The sequence below is a fragment of the Paraburkholderia sediminicola genome (assembly GCF_046026855.1).
Lineage (GTDB): Bacteria > Pseudomonadota > Gammaproteobacteria > Burkholderiales > Burkholderiaceae > Paraburkholderia > Paraburkholderia sediminicola_A.
Genome location: NZ_JAQQET010000026.1, coordinates 56,629 through 77,925 on the forward strand (window position 1 = coordinate 56,629; position 21,297 = coordinate 77,925).

The window sequence follows — 21,297 nt, forward strand, 5'->3', positions numbered from 1 at the left end:
GCTCGCAGTCACTCAATCATCTCGGAAAAGTGAGTTGTCCTCGAGAAAAATTATTTTAGTTTGACGGATTGATGTCGACCCGTCACCTCGACATCCAATTCGAAACCCGTGGAATTTTACCCCATAGTTTTCACTGACGACCAACACATGCGACGCCCAGACTTTAATAAGAAACTGGCTACTTCAATCATCGGTAAGAGGCTGCTGGTCGGTCTCACCTATATAAACCACAACAATGAGACGACCGCCAACAAGCAATTCCACGGCGAGGTTATCAGGGCAGACCAAGAAGCCGGCATCGTGTTGCGCTTGCATGGTAGTGAAACGGAGTTCTATCTACCGGCGGATACGTCACCCATCGAGCCTGCGCCGCCGGGAGACTATCGACTACAGTCCTCGGGAGAAGTGGTCGTCAATCCCGACTTCCTCTGCACCTATGAAATTCATTCGGGCCGCCGATAAACGAGCTTGCTGCGTAAGGCCGGCATCACTGTATTTAGATGGAACGAGCGCCTGCATCGGGAAAGTCGAGTACCCGTCCTCGCCGACGATTTCGATCGATATGTCGGTGAGAAAGCGGCCTAACAGATCGGGCAACAATCTTGCATCGTCGATATCCTGACGCGTGACCACCGCCGCGCGTATCTGACCGGAACACACCCTCCGGCACGACCTCCCCGTCCTCGTGCATCTACGAGCCTAGAGATCGCGAATCAATGCAGATCCACCCGAAGTTACCAGGCAGCGCATCGGCTTTGCGCGCAAAAGTCGGTCCGCACCTCAGCCTGATTTACGCAGCAATGCCCCGATATTGGAAAGCTATATAAGAAATTCGACAGTAGTTTATTTCAAACAGTAGATAAGAGGGTTCATGACCGAGCGACGACTACTCAATGTTTCCCGACTTCGTCAGCAAGAGTTGAGGAGCCAGTTTTCATGGTTGAGGGGTGTTCACGTAGATGAGAAGAACCAAGACGTTCAAGTGAACTCCGTTTCCACATTTGATCACTGGCTTTCGTGGGAAGAGGCATGCAAAATTCTCGAAAATGTTCCCCCCGTGGAGGAGGCACGCCGGAACTCCCTTCTTGCTGATTTTTGCACGAACATGATCGCTGAGACTGACGTTCTTTCATTTTCTCTACGCGGTCGCCAAAAGAACACAATCATCTTTCGAAACTTCACGTCGAAGGCCGCGCTCGCGAACTATTGCAGGCCTTGCAGTGGGAAAATACTAGGGCATCGGCATTTTTTCGTAGTTTTGCCGGTGCTTGATTGCGCATTCTATGAAAGTTGGGACAATACTTACCACTTCTTTTTTACCAAGCCCGGCATTGCCGATGCCGCGCTAGATTGGGCAAAGCAAAGCAACGTATATCTACTAGCACATAAATAGTCGGCCCCGCAAAATGCAGTTTGCGTAGCGAGCTATGCCGAGGGTGCGGCCTGTTGACGAATGGTAATCAGCCCATCGAAAGTGGTTGTGACGAGCAAGCGCAGGCCTCAGCATGATATTGGCGAGCCAATGCAGCAACGCGAGGGTAAAAAATACTCGACGTCCTGTCCGTTTGGATTTATCCGAAAGCCGCCCGGCTCGTTACCGGTTAGAGGTGACCGCGAGCTAATTCCAGAAGGTCCGAATAGGAAACCGGATTGCCGATGACGTAAGCATACGCGTTCGTCTGCCCATTCGCCCAGCCAATCGGGTCTTCACTTATGAACCTTCCGGTCGTCGGGTCGTAGTACCCATTGCGGTCGTAATGTGTCAAGCAACGGATGCCAGACGAAATGCCGATCTATGAGCATTCGTACGCACCACAGTGACGCCTTATCAGGTCAGGTCGGTGCTGTTGCAATCTTGAATAACGCCTCATCGTGCGTGACCAGAAACAACGTTGGACATCCCGCTCCGAGTACGTGCAGAGGGACACGTCTCATGACTTGATCCCAGAAGATGTTCGTATGCTCATCGTCTGAATTGAGAACGCTAAATCCCTAACGGTTGACGAAATTTACGTGGGGTGCAAGCCCATTTTTCCTGCTATAGACATGCCACTCATCAAAGCCTGGAGTCGGAAGCTGCGAGACAGTCGCCACCTTCGGGCTGATCGCGAGCGCTCCAACCTTGCTCCATCCGGCTGCAAACTCATCGTCGGTTGGTGTGTATGGGCCGCTATCACAGCTCGCTACGGCGACATACCGTCCTATCAGCAACTGCGGACAGCGTCGCGCAAGGTCATCCATACAAGCGTCCGTTCCGTCGTCCCACTCCACGATCCAATATCCAGCACGGTAGCCCGTTCTCACCATTCTTGCCCCACACGTATAACGTCGATCCACTCTATCCAGTCGGCCCTGAACAATCCAACCCTCGTTCCTGTCCAGCGAACAGGCTCCAATCGATCGTGAACTGACACCTCAAAGGTTGGATCTCTGTCCAACTTTTGGGGTGCAGTTCATCGCGCGCGGCCCTTCGTTCACGTCACGGACTCCTAGCAATAACCGGAACCTTAACCACTACATGCTTCGTTGACGATCCGGAATATCTCGTCTGTGTCGTCTATGACACTTTCATCTCCTGAGAAATAAGACATCTCCAGTATTCCGTCATTGAATACATCAATCTCAATGCGCATGCCGGGTAACGTCAAGGAAACCAGTATCGAGTCCGGACGGTGTCTACTTAAACTGTAGAACACCCGCCGACTGTCGAGTTTTTCCAGCAAGTCATATAACGCGTGAGTCATAGCGCCTCCATCAAAACTCACTTTCTGAACCGACCGTCGTTCAAGAGCTTCCAGGCGGTCTTGGCGTCACGGTCTCCGCTGCGCGCCAACGAATTTACGCAGACATCGCATCTCCGGTTACGCGGGCGTCAGCGGTATGAACTCTATGCGGATATTTCCATCACGAAGGCGCAGGCATTCTGGACTTAAAAATCACAATCCCGAGTCGAACGCCAATCCATATCCCGCACGCCATTCCGAATGGGAACAATGCCAACGTAGCCTCACGCCACCCGTGCTTCGCCCACAGAGAAAGTCCACTACTGGCAACCACTACCAGCAAAACCGCCGAGTAGAAATCAATCAGTTGCCACGGTGATAACAAACCGTTCGACCATCCTGGTAGCCTCCATTTCTTAGCTTTTGGCCAGAAAATATGGTTTAAAAGGAGAGCACACAAAGCCAGGGAAAAGCCCATCGCACCTGCTAGCGCGCCAAGGAATACCCAACTTTCAAACGGCATATTGGCAACAGGTTGCACGGACAATCCTGCCACAAACACTACTGTTAGCACGATCACCTTGATCGCAGGCCAGAACATGAGTTTATTTGCCACGACTATAGGTCACCTCAATGCCAACTGCAGCACAAGCAGCGCCCCCAAAACCTGCACTTGGAAAGCCGATCGCGATACCGCCGCCCGCCCCTCGATAAGGCCGCCCCCCGAATCCCGGAAGGCCTGACGAACCAGACTGGTTGAATTCCACGCCGCTGGAGGCACCGACGCTTGCATTAAAAGGACCTAAGCTAGTGCCCGCCTCCGCAAAACCACCGATAGTTACCGACGAACCATCGCTACTTCTACTTGGTACTGCGCCGTTTGGATCGAAACTAAGCCCTATACCTGCGCCGCGCCCGCCGCGTATCCCCACCCCAGTAATGCTCGAAGCCGTTGGGGCAGAGCCGTCGCCGTAGACGGTGACCTGTACGCCGAAACCCCCATACACACTCCCGCTAACGCTCCAGAAACCGAAAGGGTCGTACAGCGACACGGGATTCCCATTGACATAAGCATACGCATTCGTCTGCCCACTGGCCCACCCAACCGGATCATCGCTAATGAACCTCCCGGTCTGCGGACTGTAATAGCGATTGCGGTAGTAGTACATCGGTACTGCGATGCCCCCAACTGTTCTCAGTTGGGAGGTCGCGTCCTAGTTACACCACTCGGCCGTACGTACCGCTTACTATTGGCGCATGTCGAAGTACAGGTGGCACATCTGTCGGCCATGCAAGCGTCAGTTGACCAGTGCAAGCTCTACGCAGACATTTTGGAGCATGACGAAGCAGGTATTCTTGATTTAAAAATAAAAACCGCGAGTCGAACGCCCACCCACATTCCGCCTCCTATTCCGAAAAATACTAATGATTGGGTAGATTCACGCCATCCATATCTGAGAAAGAGAGCCACCCATTCACCAGCGCTCATTGACAAGATCGCCATTGAGAAAATATGCATCCATTGCCATGGAGACAGCAGGCCATTGGACCATGTTGGCATCCCCCATTTTCTTTTTTTTGGCCAAGCAAGATGGTGAAGCAGGAGAAAACCCAAGGAAAATAGCGCCCCCATTACCGCCCCCACTAGTCCAATAAATGCCCTAACTGCGAGCGGAAAATGGTCAAGCGGTGACGCAAAAAGTCCTGCGACCAGAGCGCCCAGTATCACTACTACCTTGATCGCAGACGAAACCGTGAATTTATTTGCCACGGGTATAGGTCACCTCAACGCCAGCTGCTGCGCAAGCAGAAGCTCTAAATCCGTCACTCGGAAATCCGACCGCCATACCACTGCCGCCCCTCGATAGGGCCTGCCTCCGAATCCCGGAAGACCTGAAGAACCGGACTGGTTAAATTCCACGCCCCTGGAAGCACCAATGCTAGCGCCGAAGGGACCCCAGTTAGCACTCGCCTCTGCAAAGCCACCTATAGTTACCGATGAACCCGTACCGGCTCTACTGGGAGGCGCGCCGTTTGGGTCATAGCTAACTCCCCCACCTGCGCCGAAGCCACCGCGTCCTCCAATGCCCGTAATATTTAAGCCGTCCCATAGACAGTGACCTGTCCTCCGACAACTACGTAGCCGCCGGCGCCGATACTCCAGAGCCCGAAGGGGTCGTACAGCGACACGGGATTCCCATTGACGTAGGCATACGCGTTCGTCTGTCCACTCGCCCAGCCTATGGGGTCTTCGCTAATAAATCTTGCTGTTGTGGGGTTGTAGTACCTATTGCGATAGTAAACCAACGCCCCGACACGAATCCACCCTCACACGGACCGCTTTCCCTTATCAGGCAAGCCTTTGCCGCGCATCGATTTCACCAGTCAGAGAATTTTTTCCAGACGCGATTCTCGATTGATTCGTATCTCGAAACAAGTGTTTATTCAGGAGCGTTACGCGGTAACAGGCGCATGGCCAGCGTTACCGCGTAACGCCTCAGATATCCAGATCCATCCGGCCAGCGTAGTAATCAGCCTGCCCGCGGGGTAACTTCCCTGCCCGCTTCAGCGCCGCCTCTCCGGACGATGGATCGAGACCGCCGGCTTCAAGCCCGGATCCCGCGTGCGTATCACCGTCGAGCACCAGAATCTCATCATTACACCGCTTTAAATACAGAAGGGCCGCTCATCGCGCGGCGCTTCGTTCACGTAACGACGTTAGATCATCGGAGCGCGGCAATTAAACGAGTTGAACCAGCCTTCCGGCCACTCTTCGCGCTCGCTCAACATCCGCCTGCAATCCCATCTGTTCTGTCTCTGCCCATAACAGATATTTGATCACGTCCTCAACCGACTGCCTTTGCGCAATGAGTGCGCAAACCTTGGTGACATAGGCGTCGTATTCATCCTTCGCGGCATCTTCCCCCCCGATACCTATTGGATCCCACTCACGAAGCAGAACCTCTTTGACTGCATCCTGCAAGGCTTGGCTATGCCGCTGTTTTCCGCTCATCGAGTTGCCCCTCTATTGGCCCCAAACCGTTACAACCCGACCTGCTGGGTTCAGCACTACAACGGCACCGGCCCCTGTGTACCTGGTAGTCCCATTCGATCGCTCGGTAACGCTGATTGGATTGTTCACCGCGTCGCACATAGCGCCCGGTGAAACATCTCGGTTAATAGCCTGATTCAAGCCATGCCGCGTAAATCCCGTGATTATCCCTGCCTCACCAAAGGGATCGCTGAACTGCACCGGATTCCCGTTGACGTAGGCGTACGCGTTCGTCTGCCCACTTGCCCAACCGATCGGGTCCTCACTGATGAACCTTCCGGTCGCTGGGTCATAGTACCGATTCCGGTAGTAAACAAACGTTAATGTGGCGCTCCCAACGATCTTGTAGTTGGGAGGTCACGTCGTAGTTGTACTGATCGAACGTACGTACCGCGCGATTGAAGCTTGCCAAACTGCGTTATTGACAGTCATGCGGCATCGGGCGACCAATTCAAACCCTATTCAGATGTTTTCCCGCACGACGAAGCAGGCACTCTCGACTTAAAAATAATGTACCCAAGTCGAATCCCGACCCAAAGCCCGCACGCCATTCCAAATGGAACTAACGCCTGCGTAGATTCACGCCATCCATGTTGAATCAGAAGAGAAAGCAAACAACTCGCGCCTGCCAGCAAAAGACTCAACGAAAAAAAATGCATGAGTTGCCACGGTGACAACAAGCCATTCTTCCATCTCGGCAATCCCCACTTTCTCGATTTCGGCCAAAAAAGATGATTCAACAAAAGAGCAAAAAAAGATACAAAACTCATCACCACGGCTGCAATCAGTCCAATGAATGCGTTAGTTCCAATCGGAAAGTTATCAACTGACGACGCACATAGTCCTGCGACAAGAACCCCTATTAGCACTATTACCTTGATCATAGGCCAGATCATGATCTTATCTCCCACGAGTCCACGTCATCTCTAGACCCGCCGAAGCGCATGCGGAAATACCCTTCGAGCCCGGTGAGCCCACCGTAACGCTGCCGCTCGGCCCTCCATATGGCCTCATCCCAATACCCGGGATACCCGAAGAGCCGGATTGATTGACTTCCACGCCACGCGAATAACCGATGCTCCCGGTAACAGGCCCCCACCCAGCGCTAGCCTCCCCGTAGCCGCCAACAGTAACCGATGAACCTACATTATTTTTGCTTGGGACTGTGCCGTTCGGATCAATGCTAAATCCCCCGCCCAAGCCTATACCCCCACGTATCCCCACTCCCGTTATGCTCCATCCGTCCCCGTAGAGCGTGCCCTGACCGCCCACAACTACGTGCACACCGCCGCTGATGCTCCAGAGACCAAACGGATCGTATAGAGACACTGGATTCCCGTTGACGTAGGCATACGCATTCGTCTGCCCACTGGCCCACCCAACCGGATCCTCGCTAATGAACCTTCCGGTCTGCGGACTGTAATAGCGATTGCGGTAGTAATAAAGCCCGGTCCCGTCATTCTCCCGCCCAGTGTACTGCTGCGGGTTCGCGTCCGCCGCCCCGGCCAGCGTCGTCTTTCCGTATGGCTCGTACCGATACTGCGTCACGATCTGCTGATTCGCGTCCGTGAGCGCAATCACGTTGTTGTTCCCGTCGCGCAGGACATACCGGTCCTTGCTCGCGTCATCACCGATACGCCGGTAAGTCAGTTCGTCCAGTCCTCCTTCAGGATACGGCGAGAACAGGCGCGTGCGCTTCGACCAGTCGTCATCCGGCAGAATCAGGTTCAGCTCGTCGCCAATCCACACAAAACGCGTCTGCTTGCCGTCGACCGTCATGTTCCTGCGACGGCCCGAAGCGTCGTAGCTGAACGCCGCCGTGGTCGCGCCCGTGATCCCGCCTAGCGCTCCCTGCAGGTTCCAGTTGTACTGGTTCAGCCCATCGCCAGTGAGGTTGCCGTTCAGGTCATAGGTGAACGTCTTGCCCGCCCAGCGCGTGAGCTGGTTCGCGCCGTTGTACTGCGCGTCGCTTACCGGCTGCGGCAGATCCACTTTCGCCAGACTGCCGCCCATCTTCGTACGCCGACCCGCCAGGTCATAGCCGTAGGTCAGGTCACCCAGCACGCTGCCGTCGGATCTTTTGTACGTGATGCCCGTCAACTGGCTCGCTGCATCCCACGTATAGGTCGCCGTGACACCGTTCGCGAGCGTCGCCTGTGCAAGACGGCCCAACGCGTCATAGCCATAGCCGAACTGGCGCGGCGCCTCGTCGTTCTCCACCGACTGGATTTGCGTGACCCGATGTTCCGCGTCGCGGCTATAGGTCACCGTCACGCCGAACATGTCAATGCCGTCCAGTTCGCGCGTTAAAGCGTTGTACCGGTACGACCAGCTGCCCGACTGCTGCGGCCACTCATACGTGCTCACGAACTTCCCTGTCACACTGTCGTAGTAGAAGATCGTTGTCGCAGTGCGCCCTTCCCTGCCGCCCGGCTCGGCTCTGGCGTAGTCGTCCAGACCCCGGAGGCGGTCCAGCGTGTTGTCCCACGAGTAATTCCACCTGCGCGTGGACGCAACGCCCGCCGCGGGCTGGAAGGCAGTTCCCTTTAGTCTGCCCGCTTCGTCATACGTGTAACCCGTCACCTGCCCCTTGCGGTCCGTCACGCTCTGCAGTTGCCCCGCTGGCGTCCAGGTATAGGTCTCGCTGCGGCCCAGCGTGTCCGTTTTACTCACTGGACGGCCAATCGTGTTGTACGCGTAGCGCGTCGTGACGCCCTTCGGATCGGCCTGACTCAGCAGGTGACCATTGCGGTCCCACGTGAAGCGGGTCACGCCACCGAGTGCATCGGTGATGTCGGTGGTGCGGTTCAGCGCGTCGAGCGTGCGTGCAGTTTTGTTGCCCAGCGGATCCTGCACAGCCGTCACACGACCCGCTGCGTCGGTAGTGAACTGCGTGGTGCGATTCAGCGCATCGGTGACGCCAGTCAGATCCGGCCCGGTCCAGGCGTACTTCGTCACACCCTTCAGCGCGTCGGTTACCGTGAGCGGACGCCCCTGGCCGTCGTTCGTCAGCGTCGTGCGTTTACCCGTGCGGTCTGTGATGGTCAGCAGGTTGCCGTTCGTGTCGTAGGTATAGACGGTGCTTACGCCGCGCTGCGGATCGCCTGCCTGCGCTTCTGTCAGCAACTGGCTATAGCTGTCGAAGGCGCGTGTGACCAGTGTGCCGTACTGATCGGCCGCGCTGATCCGATTGCCGTTCGTATCGTAGGCGTATGTGTACTGACGGTCGGTCTCCGTGAGGTTCGTCACGCGCCCGTTCTGGTCGTACGTGAAGGTCTGCACCTGCTGCATCGGCAGGCCAGCCGGATACGTGTTACGCACCACGCGGCCGTTCGTATCGAACGCAAGGCGTCGAATGCTGCCACGCCGGTCCGTCACGTCGGTCTGCGTGACCTTGCCATCCGCGAATGTGTACGCGAAGCCGAACGTGCTGCCATCGGCAAGCTTCTGGAAAGTGACGCGGTCGTTATCGTCGTAGGTGCTGGTGACCTGGAGATTGCCCTCGGGGTCGGTGACACTCACCAGTCGCGACTTGCTGTCCCAGCCGTATTTCCACACGCCACCGGCCGCGTCCGTCACCTGGCTGAGGCGGTCCTGGCTGTCGTACTGGTACTTGACCTGCCGGTTCAGCGGATCGGTCACGCGCGAGACCAGCGGCGTGCCGCGGCTGCCGCTAACCGACGTGAACGTCAGCGCCCGGCCATTCGGGCTCGTCACGCTGATGACTGCACCGGTGGCGCCGTCACGGGCGATCACGACCGCGTTGCCGTTGCGGTCCTCGACGCGGCTCAGCCGGTACAGGCCGTTGATCATCGTGAAGCGCCGCATGCGTCCGTCGCGCAGCGTGAGGACCCTGGTGACACCATTGCGGTCCCCATTGACGATACTGGCGTGGTAGTACTCGCCCGGGCTCGTCAGGTTGTCCCACGCCGTGCTGGACCCGGCGCGTACGGTGAATGGGATACGGACTCCGCTTGGCAGGCGCAACTCGATGCGCTGCCGCACGCCGTTGCCGTCCGCAGCGCTGAGCGTCAGATAACTGTCGTAGGCGAACGTCGCCCCGACACCGAAGGCGCCGGCCATCGGTCTGCCCGAGGTGTCGTAGGCGCTGCTGCGATAGACCCGGGCGAGATCCACGTCAATGACGTCGGCCAAGTGCAGATCGTGGGCGACCTGATGGAACTGGCCGGTGTACAGGTTGACGGGATCGCCACCCGAGGTACTGCTGCCACAGCCGGCCGTCGCATTGCCCCCGCAGCCTCCACCGCCGCCGGCGCTGTCCGTGCCGTCTGAGCCGCCGATGTCCCCGAAGCCACCTGAGCCGCCACCGCCCCCGCCCCCGCCACCGCCCATACCGCCAGAATTGCCGTCCACCCCATCGCCATCACCGGTCACGGTCCCCTCAGGCGAGAACGGTTCATCCGTGCCGCCACGGGAGGGCCCTGTGCAGTAAGCGTGAATGACGCCGGTGTTGTAGCAGGCCATGCCGTGAACGTTGGCTGAAGCCGTCAATTCGCAGCCCGGATCACCCGGATAGGCACCGGCTGCAACATAGGCGTCGGTGCAATCGTCGGCATGCGCGCGCGGCGCGACAAACCACGAAAGCAGGACAAACAGGAACAGCAGGAACGAGCGCCGCACAGGCTGGCAACGCGCGACAGAGGCGTAGATGGCGTGCATAAGGAAAGGCGTGTGGAACCGGACGGACAACAGGATGGGAAACCCGGAAACAATCAACGGCCCGCTCAACGCGCGGCAGTCTGATCGGCGGGAACACGCGGCGCTTCATCCGTGCGGGCCGCGAAGATCGCGCCCTGCCGACGGATCGCGGTGATATTGCCCGCCGCGTCGTAGTCGTAATACGCGGTGTTGCCGGATACCGTTACCGACACCAGACGGCCCAACGCGTCATAGCCATAAGTGATGTCATCGGCATGGGCGAGCGCGGACGACAGCAGCAGAACAACAATCCCGCAGCCGCCAGCAAGACGCTCGATCACTTTTATTCGCATACCGTACGAATCTGTTGAAACCGATCGCTCAACGACATGAACCTCATTCATCGATAACCCCTCTAATGATATTTAGCAAGGCTTACTTAATATCAATGAAAGATATCGACAATCGATACGGATTGCCATCTCCTTTGTGTCAAATTTGGTCAAGACACAAAAGCGCGATTCAGATCAAGACTTCTGCCACTGAGTCATGGGCTCGACGACTGTTTATCGTCTTGGCCTGTTAGCGCGCCCGCCCACTCGCCCCGGTCGCAACAAGCGCAACCTCCTGCTCGGAACAGCACCAGATCAGCAAGCCCAAACCGCCCGAAATCCCCGCGTGCCCCGTCCCAACCCCAAAAACCCGCACCCCCCTCCCTTTCCGTTAAAATCTACGGTTTAGCACTTCGCTCCACGGCCAGCTCGCGCGCTTCGGCGTTTGCGGCGCGGCCCTATGCCCGAAAGGCACTTCATGCTCACGTTTCAGCAAATCATCCTGACACTGCAGTCCTACTGGGATAAGCAGGGTTGCGCGTTGCTCCAGCCGATCGACATGGAAGTCGGCGCGGGCACGTCCCACGTCCACACCTTCCTGCGCGCAATCGGTCCGGAACCGTGGCGAGCAGCCTATGTGCAGCCGTCGCGTCGCCCGAAAGACGGCCGCTATGGCGAGAACCCGAACCGCTTGCAGCATTACTACCAGTACCAGGTCGTGCTGAAACCGGCGCCGGAAAATATCCTCGACCTGTACCTCGGTTCACTCGAAGCCCTCGGTTTCGACCTGAAGCAGAACGACGTGCGCTTCGTCGAAGACGACTGGGAAAACCCCACGCTCGGCGCCTGGGGCCTTGGCTGGGAAGTGTGGCTGAACGGTATGGAAGTCACCCAGTTCACCTACTTCCAGCAAGTCGGCGGTCTGGATTGCAAGCCGGTGCTGGGCGAAATCACCTACGGTCTCGAACGTCTCGCGATGTACCTGCAGAAGGTCGAGAACGTCTACGATCTGGTCTGGACCGAGTGGGAAGAGCAGGGCCCGAACGGCCCGGAACTACGCCGCCTGACTTACGGCGACGTGTACCACCAGAACGAAGTCGAACAGTCGACCTACAACTTCGAGCATGCGAACGTCGATCTGCTGTTCACGTTCTTCAACAGCTACGAAGCGGAAGCGAAGCGCATGATCGAAGCGCAGATCGCGCTGCCCGCTTATGAACTGGTGCTGAAGGCCGGCCACACGTTCAATCTGCTGGACGCTCGCGGTGCGATCTCCGTCACGGAACGCGCGGCGTACATTGGCCGGATTCGCGCGCTGTCGCGTCTGGTCGCACAGGCTTACTACGAGTCGCGCGAAAAGCTCGGTTTCCCGATGCTCGGCAATCCGGTGCACGGCGTGCCCGGCCTCACGACCGACGCACAAGATGCTGCGATGCCCGCGTGGGCGCCGCCGCTGAAAATCGAACGCAAGATCGATCCGGACTGACGAGAACATCAAGAAATGACTCAACCCCATCAAGCTACCCTGCTCGTCGAACTGCTGACCGAAGAACTACCGCCGAAAGCGCTCGCGCGTCTGGGCGACGCTTTCGCTGAAGGCATTGCGCAGCGCCTCGCGGCGCGCGACCTGGTCGAAGGCGAACTGTCGTTCGAACGTTATGCGACGCCGCGCCGCCTCGCCGTCACGATCAGGAACGTGCGTTCGGTCGCGCCGGAAAAACACGTGCGCGAAAAAGTGCTGCCGGTTTCCGTCGCGCTCGATAAAGACGGCCAGCCCACCGCGCCGCTCGCCAAGAAACTGGCCGCGCTCGGCTTCCCCGATTTTTCGGTGAATGATCTGGAACGCGCACAAGACGGTAAGGCCGAAGCCTTCTTCCTGCGCTACGCCGCGCCGGGCGCCACGCTCGCTGAAGGCCTGCAAAGCGCGCTCGACGAAACGATCGCCAAGTTGCCGATTCCGAAGCCGATGACGTATCAGCGCCCGGACGGCACCAGTGTGCAGTTCGTGCGCCCAGCGCACCGTCTGACCACCTTGCACGGCGAACAGGTCGTGCCGGTCACGGCACTGGGCGTCGATGCCGACGACACCACACTCGGCCACCGCTTCCTGTCCGAAGGCTTCGTGCAGATCCAGCACGCGGATTCGTACGCCGACACCCTGCTGCACAAAGGGCATGTGGTCGCGAGTTTCGCCGACCGCAAGGAAACCATCCGCACGCATCTGCTCGCGCAAGCCGACGGCGACCAGGTCGTCATGCCTGAATCGCTGCTGGATGAAGTGAATTCGCTGGTCGAATGGCCAGTGGTCTACGCCTGCCGCTTCGAGGACGAATTCCTGCAAGTGCCGCAGGAATGTCTGATCCTGACGATGCAGACGAACCAGAAATACTTCGCGTTGACGGACGCGAACGGCAAGCTGCGCTCGCGCTTCCTGATCGTGTCGAATATCGAAACGGCCACGCCGGGCGATATCGTCGAAGGTAACGAGCGCGTGGTGCGTCCGCGTCTGGCCGATGCAAAGTTCTTCTTCGAGCAGGACAAGAAGAAGCCGCTCGCCGATCGGGTGCCGCTGCTCGCCAACGTCGTGTATCACAACAGGCTGGGTTCGGCGCTGCAACGCGTCGAGCGCGTCGAAGCGCTGGCCGGCGCGATTGCCGGACTGATCGGCGCAGATGTGGCCCTCGCGAAGCGCGCCGCGCGTCTCGCCAAGGCCGATCTGATCACCGACATGGTCGGTGAATTCCCCGAGCTGCAAGGCACGATGGGCACGTACTACGCACGCCACGACGGCGAGCCGGAAGAAGTCGCGCTGGCATGCTCGGAACACTATCAACCGCGTTTCTCCGGCGATGCGTTGCCGGCCACGGCAACCGGCACCGTCGTCGCGCTCGCCGACAAGCTCGAAACGCTGGTCGGTATCTGGGGCATCGGTCTGCAACCGACCGGCGAGAAAGATCCGTTCGCGCTACGCCGTCATGCGCTCGGCGTGCTGCGGATCCTGGTCGAGAAGCAACTGCCGGTCGACCTGGTCGAACTGCTGCGCACCGCTTACGCGCAATTCACCGCCGTGCCGGGCGTCGCCGATTCGACGCAAGCGATCTACGAATTCAGCATGGACCGTCTGCGCGGCCTGCTGCGCGAACGCGGCTACGCGCCGGGTGAAATCGACGCAGTACTGGCACTGAACCCGACGCGCCTCGACGACATCGTCGCGCGTCTGGATGCGGTGCGCGAATTCGCGGCACTGCCGGAAGCGGCATCGCTCGCGGCAGCCAACAAGCGCATTTCGAACATCCTGAAGAAGTCGGAAAGCGCCACGAACGGTGGCGTGCAGGTCACGCTGCTGACCGAAGCGGCGGAAAAAGCCTTGCATGCACAGCTCGAACAGGTCGCGCCGCGCGTGCAATCGCAACTCGCCGCACGCGACTACACAGGCGCGCTGACCGCGCTTGCCGCGCTGCGCGAACCGGTCGACACGTTCTTCAACGACGTGATGGTCAACGCCGAAGATCCGGCGTTGCGCGCCAACCGTCTGGCCTTGCTCGGCGCACTGCATCAGCAGATGAATTGCGTCGCCGACATTTCCCGACTCGCCGCCTGAGCCCCGCGCCATGCCGACCAAAAAAGTGGTGATCCTCGACCGCGACGGCGTGATCAACGTCGATTCCGACGCGTTCATCAAGTCGCCGGACGAATGGGTTGCCCTGCCCGGTTCGCTCGAAGCGATCGCGCGGCTGAACCAGGCGGGTTATCGCGTTGCTGTCGCGACTAACCAGTCTGGCATCGGCCGCGGCCTCTTCGACATGAACGCGCTCAATGCAATGCATCTGAAAATGCATCGCATGGCGGCAGCGGTCGGCGGTCGCATCGACGCGGTGTTCTTCTGCCCGCATACGGCGGAAGATCACTGCGAATGTCGCAAGCCGAAGCCCGGTATGCTGAAGATGATCGCTGAACGTTTCGAAGTCGATCCGCAGAATACGCCAGTGGTCGGCGACGCGATGCGCGACCTGCAAGCGGGCGCGTCGCTCGGACATCCGACTCATCTGGTGCTGACCGGCAAGGGCCGCAAGACGCTCCAGGCCGGCGACTTGCCAGAAGGCACGCGCGTGCACAACGACCTGCGCGCGTTCGCCCTCGACTTTCTTTCCGACGCTCAAGAGTGATGCGCACCACGCGCGTCCCCAACCCTCACTGACCACGCCGATGCGCTTCATTCGTTCTTTGCTGCTGCTGATCTACTTCGTGCTCTTCACGGTGCCGTACGCGACCGCCTGCTTCATCGCGTTTCCGTTCATGCGCGCCGACAATCGCTACTGGATGGCGGCCGGCTGGTGCCGCGCCACCCTCCACACAGTGCGCTGGCTGAATGGCATCCGCTACAGGATCGAAGGCTATGAGAACCTGCCCGATGGTCCGGCCGTGCTGCTATCCAAGCATCAATCGGCTTGGGAAACGCTGGCGTTTCCGGCTCTGATGCCGCGGCCGCTGTGCTACGTGTTCAAGCGCGAACTGCTATTTGTGCCGTTCTTCGGCTGGGCGCTCGGCATGCTGAAGATGGTTCACATCGACCGCAAGGAAGGCAAGTACGCGTTCGATTCGGTCATCAAGCAAGGCAAGCAGCGCATGGCAGAAGGTGCCTGGGTGATCATGTTTCCGGAAGGCACACGTACGCCGACCGGCAAGCAAGGCAAGTACAAAACTGGCGGTGCGCGTTTCGCGATTGCGACCGGCGCACCAGTCGTGCCGATCGCGCACAACGCCGGACGTGTGTGGCCGCGCAACTCGTTTCTCAAATATGCGGGTATAGTCACAGTGTCGATCGGCAAGCCGATCGACACGACGGGGCTCACGCCCGACGAAGTGAACACGCGCGTCGAAAAGTGGATCGAAGCTGAAATGCGTCGCATCGATCCTACCGCGTACCGCGCGGCGGAAAGTACTTCCGCCGCCGCACCAATCTGACGCGCCCGCGCCCTCGAAGGCGCATTTGCGCGAAGCCGAATCCGATGCAGAAGTCTCCTACGTCGCAGCCCGCTGCGGCGCTCGATAACCGGCAGCTCGATCTCCCGCTCTTCGCCGAGCCGGGGTCGACGTCGTCGTCCCCTTCACCCTCCGCACCCTCAACGGGTTCGCAAGGAGGGCAGCAGCCGGCCGTGCCGCTCGCGCCGGACGGCAGCAAACTGCGCAGCCTTACCATCGGTTCGCGCACGCTGCACTATGTGCTGAAGCGTTCGGCACGCCGTTCGATCGGCTTTGCGATCGACAGCACCGGCCTGATGATTACCGCACCACGCTGGGTCACGCTCGCCGATATCGAAACCGCGATCACCGAAAAGCAGCGCTGGATTTTTACGAAGCTGATCGAATGGCAAACGCGTGTCGAACAGCGCGCGTTGCCTAAGGTCGACTGGAAAGATGGTGCGGAAGTGCCGTATCTTGGCCAGCCGGTGCGCGTCAAGCTCGGTTCGCCGCAAGGCACGCTCGCGTTCAGTGCGGATGAAGCCGCACTGCAAGTGCCGCTGCCGTTGCAAGCGGACCCGCAGCAAATCAAGGATCGCGTGCAAGGCTGGCTGCAAGGCGAAGCAAAACGCCTGTTCGGCGAACGCCTCGATATCTACTCGGAGAAGCTGGGCGTCAACTATCGCGCGTATGCACTCTCTTCGGCGGCCACGCGGTGGGGCAGTTGTTCGAGCGACGGCAAAATTCGTCTGAACTGGCGGCTGATCCACTTCCCGCTGTCGATCATCGACTATGTTGTCGCGCACGAGCTCGCGCATCTGCGTGAGATGAATCACAGTCCGCGCTTCTGGCAGACGGTCGAATCGATTTTTCCGGAATTCCGTGAAGCGCGGCAGACGTTGAAGTCGCATCCGCCGGAATTGCTGCCGACGCTTTAAAGCTTTCGGGCTTTCTTCGGCCGTTCAAGACTTCAGTCTCCGGCCTTCCGCTATGAAGCCTTGAAACCCGGCGCCTCAACTCGAAGCGCCGGCCTTCTGAAACCCACCGCTCATTCCGCGCAGAAAGTTTCCTGCAGGTGACGCCACGTTACCTTGCCGTGCGCGTCCAGATCCATCACTGCTGTGGAGCGCCGCACGTTCGCATTGCCCGCTTTGTCGCGCTGATACTCACGATATTTGACCACCGCACCCGATGGATACTCGGACACGATCTCCATATCGCGGATCGAGATTTGCGAACCGGGACGCGCGCCGCTCAGCTTCGCAAAAGTCTCGCGCAGGCTCGTGTGGTCCAGTGCGAGACCGGACGGCATGACCAACGTGAACTGCGGAGCGAAGCGCGCCATGATGCGCTCCAGTGCGCCATGATCCGCAGAACCGTCGAACAACGCCTGAATTTCGACGTGGATGTCGTCAAGTTCTTTGAAGTAGGGATTGCTGTTATTCATTGCTTGTCCTCGCCCAGCCGCCTGCGTCACTTTTTCTTCTGGATGAATTCGATCTTGTAGCCGTCCGGGTCCGTCACGAAAGCGATCACGGTGGTGCCGTGTTTCATCGGGCCGGCTTCGCGCACAACCGTGCCGCCTTGTGCCTTGATCTTGTCGCAAGCGGCATAGGCATCGTCGACCTCGACGGCGAGGTGACCGAAGCCGGTGCCAAGGTCATACGACGGCGTGTCCCAGTTGTGCGTGAGTTCAAGAACGGTGCCGTCGCGTTCGTCTTCATAGCCGACGAAGGCGAGCGTGAACTTGCCGTCCGGATAGTCATCCCGGCGCAGCAATTTCATACCGAGCATTTCGGTGTAGAAGGCAATCGAGCGGTCCAGGTCGCCGACCCGGAGCATGGTGTGAAGCAGGCGCATCGTGTACTCCCTAGTGCGTGATGTCGAGAACGACAATGTACCCGGAATCGCGCCGCGCTGCAGAGCGCGCCACACGCGGCGACACGCGTGGCACACCCGTTTTCAACCCGCGCTCTTCGCCTCGTCGCGCAATGCGCGCCGCAAAATCTTGCCGACATTCGTCTTTGGGAGTTCGCTGCGGAACTCGATGATTCTGGGCCGCTTGTAACCCGTCAGTTGTTCCTTACAGAATGCGAAAATGTCCGCATCGGTGAGCGCCGGGTCTTTCTTCACCACGTAAAGCTTCACCGCTTCGCCCGCTTCAGCGTCCGGTACGCCGACCGCCACCACTTCGAACACGCCCGGATGTTTCGCCACCACGTCCTCGATTTCGTTCGGATAGACGTTGAAACCCGACACCAGAATCATGTCTTTCTTGCGATCGACGATCTTCACGAAGCCCTCGTCCGTCATCACGCCGATGTCGCCGGATTTGAAGAAGCCGTCCGGCGTCATCACCTTTGCAGTTTCATCGGGACGATTCCAGTAGCCGGCCATCACCTGCGGCCCGCGAATACAGATTTCGCCGCGCTCGCCGAGCGGCACTTCGTTACCGTCGTCGTCGCGAATCGAAATATCCGTGGACGGCAACGGCAAACCAACCGTCCCGGTGAACGCGGTGGACGTCGGCAGATTGGTGGTCGCGCACGGCGAGGTTTCCGAGAGCCCATAACCTTCGACAATCGGCACGCCGGTGAGCGCCTGCCAGCGTTGTGCGACGGCTTGCTGCACAGCCATGCCACCGCCGTTCGATTGCAGCAGCTTCGAGAAGTCGAGCGTTTTGAAGTCAGGTTCGTTTAGCAGCGCGTTGAACATCGTGTTCACGCCGGGAAACGAGTTGATTGCGTAGCCTTGCAAGACTTTGATCAGCCCCGGCAGATCGCGCGGATTCGGAATCAGAATGCCCATGCCGCCACAACGCATTGTCAGCAAGCCACAGATCGTCAGCCCGAAGATGTGATACAGCGGCAATGCGACTACCGTGATGTACTGCTTGATGTCGGTGCGCCCGCGATAAACCGGCTCGCGCCACAACTCCGATTGCAAAACATTGGCGATCAGATTGCCGTGTAGCAAGGTGGCGCCCTTCGAGACGCCGGTGGTGCCACCGGTGTATTGCAGCACTGCCACATCGCTTTGCGCCAGCGTGACGGGTGTGAAGCCCGCGTCCGAACCACGCGTGATCGCATCGTTCAACGCAATGCGCGACGTTGGCGGCACATTGTCCGCAACCTCAGGACTTCCCGCACCGAGCATTTCGCTGATCGAGGTCAGTACGACATGCCTGATCGACGTATTGGCCTGCACGGCCTCGAGCGTCTTCGCGAACGGTTCGAGCAGCACGATCGCTTCCGCGCCGCTGTCGTTCAACTGATGCTCCAGTTCTCGCGGCGTGTACATCGGATTGACGTTCACCAGCACGTAACCGACACGCAGGATCGCCGCCATGACCACCGGATACTGCAACACGTTCGGCAGCATCACGGCGATGCGCGCGCCGCGCGCGAGGCCCAGCCATTGAAACCACGCGGCAAGATCGCGTGACTTCGCATCGAGTTCGCCGTAGGTCAGTTCGCGACCCATGCAGACGAATGCGCGGTCTGCCGCGTGCGTTTGGAAGCTTTGCTCCAGCAAGTCGCCAACGGAGCTGAACTGCGTAGTGTCAACCTCCGCCGGGACGCCCGGCGGATAGGACTTCAACCAGATTTTTTCCATGTCTCTTCCCTTGATTTCGCAATGCGATGCGCCGATGCACGATGCGCCGCTGCGCCGACGCGCCAATGCGAGCCGCGTTGCGTCTATCGCGTAGTAAGCGCGGGCATACGCCGGGTTGGCCGGTCGAAGCAATCGAAGAAGCTACGCAACTGATCGACTGTGCCACGCTCCAGCATTACTGTGCCGCTCTCGAGACACTTCGGCAACAGCGTCGCCATGTTGTTCAGTATGCTGTACAAGGTGCCGGTTTCAAGCGCAAGTTGAACGTCGATCGTCGAGGGGGTGCGCTCGTGAATCTGCAGCACGCCACGCCGTAGTTCGAGCGCGTGCGTTTCATTGCGATCCGTTACTCGGAATGCGAGTGTCATCCGCACATCGGTGCAACGTTCAGGATCGACGTTCACGCTGAAGCGCTGGAACACATTGCGCAACGGTTGGGCGCGCAACACATCCACCGAGGCGAGACTCGAGCTGCCGCCAAACGGCAATTCGTCGTAGGCGTGTTCGAGTTCGCGCGCCGCGCTCAGATACCAGTTGCGCCAGTTGGTGTTCACCGTGCGGTAGCCCAACTCGCGCAGCGCACTCGCCTTGATGCTGCGAGCGTCGGCGTCAGTTGTATCGAGGCGCACTAGCAGCGTGGCGAGTTCCGCGGCCCAGCGCCAGTCGCCGTCACCCAAAGCGATACGGGCAGCGGTGCGCACCGCCTCCACGCCGCCCATCATCTTCACCATACGTTGCGAACGTTCAGCACGCGGCAACGGATCGAGCGACGCCGGATCGCCATCGAACCAGCCGAGCTGACCGCTATACACCTGGCGTACCGAATGCTTGACCGTACCGTAGTATTCGCCGAGCCACGCATGCTCCGCGAGGTGCGGCGGCAGCGCGGGAACGGCCTCCGCAAGTTCGTCCGGGCTCAGGCCGAAGTTCATGTGGCGGATGGTCTGATCGTGGATGAACTGGATCGCGTCGCGATACACGCACAGCACCTCGGCGACATACTGCGCGCCCGATACCGGCCGGCCATGCGCCGGCACCATATGCGCCGCGCTGAAGCCGCGCATCATGTCGATGGTCTGATACCAGCGCACCGGATCGCGGTAACGTGTACCGCGCAGCGTATGTACGTTCGCGAGACACTCGCCCTGGATCACTTCCGCCGACAGCAGCACGCCGAGTTCGGGTAGCCACATGACGATTTCGTCGTCGGCTTCCGAAGGCGCGTAACGAAACTCGAAGCGCACGCCCGCCAGCACGATGTCGAGCTTGTCGTCGAACACGCGGGTCGGTGCGAAGAAACTCGCCGGCTCGGCGATCAGCACCGGTCCGATGCCCGCGTTGACCTTGCCCGTCGCGCCGGGCGGCAGCAGCGTGCCGAAGCTGTAGGCCGAACGCGTGGCGAGAATCGGCGCCACGAGGTTCGCGTTGTTGATCACTGTATCCATCAACGAACGGTGCGCGATGATCTCGACGCTGCCGGCTTCGAGCGCGACCTCGTCGACGAAGGCGCGCACGCCGCCTGTGTGGTCCGTATGGTTGTGCGTGTAGACCACGGCCTTGACCGGCAGCCCGGCGTGCCGGGGATCGATGGCGCAGAAGTCCTCATAAATGCGTTTTGCCGCGGACACCGCCTCGGTCGCATCGATCACCACGATACCGTCGTCGCCCACCACGAAGATAATGTTCGCGATCGCGTAGCCGACCGCGCAATACACGCGCTCGGCTACGCGATAGATGCGCTGCGCCATGCGCTGCGAGTGTTCAGTAAGACGCAGCGGCACGGTCGGCGCGGCAATGGCGAAGGCGAGATTCACGCCGGCGTCGAACGCGACATCGAGCGGTTCGCCGATATGCGGCGCGTCGAAGGCGGGATTACGGACCAGTTCGGGGCAACATGAGTTCATGCGGTGTCTCCTTGAATATTCGGCTGCGCGCAATGGGAATCGCGCTGCAC

Annotated in this window: 22 protein-coding genes; 8 read left to right on the forward strand and 14 right to left on the reverse strand. The window is 59.3% G+C overall.

What is annotated here, in order from left to right; genetic code table 11:
- Positions 1 to 147 precede the first annotated feature (147 nt).
- Entirely contained in the window at positions 148 to 462 is a 315-nt protein-coding gene (locus PQR40_RS26150; protein WP_408238881.1) for a hypothetical protein, read from the forward strand.
- Between the two features lie 409 nt (positions 463 to 871).
- Positions 872 to 1,393, forward strand: coding sequence for a hypothetical protein (locus PQR40_RS26155; protein WP_408510131.1), 522 nt, complete (start codon positions 872 to 874; stop codon positions 1,391 to 1,393).
- 208 nt (positions 1,394 to 1,601) lie between these two features.
- On the opposite strand, the gene PQR40_RS26160 is transcribed toward PQR40_RS26155, so the two are convergent.
- From PQR40_RS26160 to PQR40_RS26180, 5 genes are all read right to left on the reverse strand, one after another.
- Positions 1,602 to 1,766, reverse strand: a complete 165-nt coding sequence (locus tag PQR40_RS26160; protein WP_408238875.1) for an RHS repeat-associated core domain-containing protein — start codon at positions 1,764 to 1,766, stop codon at positions 1,602 to 1,604.
- A gap of 1,138 nt (positions 1,767 to 2,904) precedes the next feature.
- Positions 2,905 to 3,339 carry a hypothetical protein gene (locus PQR40_RS26165; protein ID WP_408510132.1) on the reverse strand — a complete coding sequence of 145 codons (435 nt, stop codon included), beginning with the start codon at positions 3,337 to 3,339 and terminating at the stop codon, positions 2,905 to 2,907.
- Positions 3,329 to 3,892: an RHS repeat-associated core domain-containing protein gene (locus PQR40_RS26170; RefSeq protein WP_408510133.1), complete on the reverse strand. Its 564-nt coding sequence runs from the start codon at positions 3,890 to 3,892 to the stop codon at positions 3,329 to 3,331. Before PQR40_RS26170 ends, PQR40_RS26165 begins: the two co-directional genes overlap by 11 nt.
- A gap of 149 nt (positions 3,893 to 4,041) precedes the next feature.
- Positions 4,042 to 4,494 carry a hypothetical protein gene (locus tag PQR40_RS26175; RefSeq protein ID WP_408510134.1) on the reverse strand — a complete coding sequence of 151 codons (453 nt, stop codon included), beginning with the start codon at positions 4,492 to 4,494 and terminating at the stop codon, positions 4,042 to 4,044.
- Positions 4,495 to 4,820: 326 nt separating this feature from the next.
- A complete protein-coding gene (locus PQR40_RS26180; RefSeq protein ID WP_408510135.1) occupies positions 4,821 to 5,030 on the reverse strand; it encodes an RHS repeat-associated core domain-containing protein in 210 nt (69 codons plus the stop codon).
- Between the two features lie 283 nt (positions 5,031 to 5,313).
- Between PQR40_RS26180 and PQR40_RS26185 the strand changes: the two genes are divergently transcribed.
- Positions 5,314 to 5,394: a SymE family type I addiction module toxin gene (locus PQR40_RS26185; RefSeq protein ID WP_408238923.1), complete on the forward strand. Its 81-nt coding sequence runs from the start codon at positions 5,314 to 5,316 to the stop codon at positions 5,392 to 5,394.
- Between the two features lie 69 nt (positions 5,395 to 5,463).
- Here PQR40_RS26185 and PQR40_RS26190 read toward each other — a convergent pair whose 3' ends face one another.
- The 5 genes from PQR40_RS26190 to PQR40_RS26210 form a co-directional block, all read right to left on the reverse strand.
- A complete protein-coding gene (locus PQR40_RS26190) occupies positions 5,464 to 5,736 on the reverse strand; it encodes a hypothetical protein (RefSeq protein ID WP_408238866.1) in 273 nt (90 codons plus the stop codon).
- Between the two features lie 12 nt (positions 5,737 to 5,748).
- Positions 5,749 to 6,117: an RHS repeat-associated core domain-containing protein gene (locus PQR40_RS26195; protein WP_408510159.1), complete on the reverse strand. Its 369-nt coding sequence runs from the start codon at positions 6,115 to 6,117 to the stop codon at positions 5,749 to 5,751.
- A gap of 237 nt (positions 6,118 to 6,354) precedes the next feature.
- Positions 6,355 to 6,501: a hypothetical protein gene (locus PQR40_RS26200; RefSeq protein ID WP_408238863.1), complete on the reverse strand. Its 147-nt coding sequence runs from the start codon at positions 6,499 to 6,501 to the stop codon at positions 6,355 to 6,357.
- A gap of 174 nt (positions 6,502 to 6,675) precedes the next feature.
- Positions 6,676 to 10,455: an RHS repeat-associated core domain-containing protein gene (locus PQR40_RS26205; protein WP_408510136.1), complete on the reverse strand. Its 3,780-nt coding sequence runs from the start codon at positions 10,453 to 10,455 to the stop codon at positions 6,676 to 6,678.
- A gap of 65 nt (positions 10,456 to 10,520) precedes the next feature.
- A complete protein-coding gene (locus PQR40_RS26210) occupies positions 10,521 to 10,838 on the reverse strand; it encodes a hypothetical protein (RefSeq protein WP_408238857.1) in 318 nt (105 codons plus the stop codon).
- Between the two features lie 406 nt (positions 10,839 to 11,244).
- Here PQR40_RS26210 and glyQ point away from each other — a divergent pair, with 406 nt between their 5' ends.
- Genes glyQ through PQR40_RS26235 form a run of 5 tightly spaced genes read left to right on the forward strand, consistent with a single transcriptional unit; the run spans position 11,245 to position 16,666 of the window.
- Entirely contained in the window at positions 11,245 to 12,252 is a 1,008-nt protein-coding gene (gene glyQ, locus PQR40_RS26215; protein ID WP_408238917.1) for a glycine--tRNA ligase subunit alpha, read from the forward strand.
- 15 nt (positions 12,253 to 12,267) lie between these two features.
- On the forward strand, positions 12,268 to 14,367 hold the full coding sequence (gene glyS, locus PQR40_RS26220; protein WP_408510137.1) for a glycine--tRNA ligase subunit beta: 2,100 nt from the start codon (positions 12,268 to 12,270) through the stop codon (positions 14,365 to 14,367).
- Between the two features lie 10 nt (positions 14,368 to 14,377).
- Positions 14,378 to 14,932, forward strand: a complete 555-nt coding sequence (gene gmhB, locus PQR40_RS26225) for a D-glycero-beta-D-manno-heptose 1,7-bisphosphate 7-phosphatase (RefSeq protein WP_408390716.1) — start codon at positions 14,378 to 14,380, stop codon at positions 14,930 to 14,932.
- Positions 14,933 to 14,972: 40 nt separating this feature from the next.
- Complete coding sequence (locus PQR40_RS26230) at positions 14,973 to 15,731, forward strand: lysophospholipid acyltransferase family protein (RefSeq protein ID WP_408238848.1); 759 nt, start codon at positions 14,973 to 14,975, stop codon at positions 15,729 to 15,731.
- 44 nt (positions 15,732 to 15,775) lie between these two features.
- Positions 15,776 to 16,666, forward strand: coding sequence for a M48 family metallopeptidase (locus PQR40_RS26235; protein WP_408238845.1), 891 nt, complete (start codon positions 15,776 to 15,778; stop codon positions 16,664 to 16,666).
- A gap of 110 nt (positions 16,667 to 16,776) precedes the next feature.
- On the opposite strand, the gene PQR40_RS26240 is transcribed toward PQR40_RS26235, so the two are convergent.
- The 4 genes from PQR40_RS26240 to PQR40_RS26255 form a co-directional block, all read right to left on the reverse strand.
- Positions 16,777 to 17,175, reverse strand: a complete 399-nt coding sequence (locus PQR40_RS26240) for a hypothetical protein (protein ID WP_408510138.1) — start codon at positions 17,173 to 17,175, stop codon at positions 16,777 to 16,779.
- A gap of 26 nt (positions 17,176 to 17,201) precedes the next feature.
- The gene (gene gloA, locus PQR40_RS26245; RefSeq protein ID WP_408238840.1) at positions 17,202 to 17,588 is read right to left on the reverse strand and encodes a lactoylglutathione lyase; all 387 of its coding nucleotides are present in this window, start codon (positions 17,586 to 17,588) and stop codon (positions 17,202 to 17,204) included.
- A gap of 102 nt (positions 17,589 to 17,690) precedes the next feature.
- On the reverse strand, positions 17,691 to 19,343 hold the full coding sequence (locus PQR40_RS26250) for a long-chain-fatty-acid--CoA ligase (protein ID WP_408510139.1): 1,653 nt from the start codon (positions 19,341 to 19,343) through the stop codon (positions 17,691 to 17,693).
- An 83-nt stretch (positions 19,344 to 19,426) separates the two neighbouring features.
- A complete protein-coding gene (locus PQR40_RS26255; protein WP_408510140.1) occupies positions 19,427 to 21,247 on the reverse strand; it encodes an alkyl sulfatase dimerization domain-containing protein in 1,821 nt (606 codons plus the stop codon).
- Positions 21,248 to 21,297 lie beyond the last annotated feature (50 nt).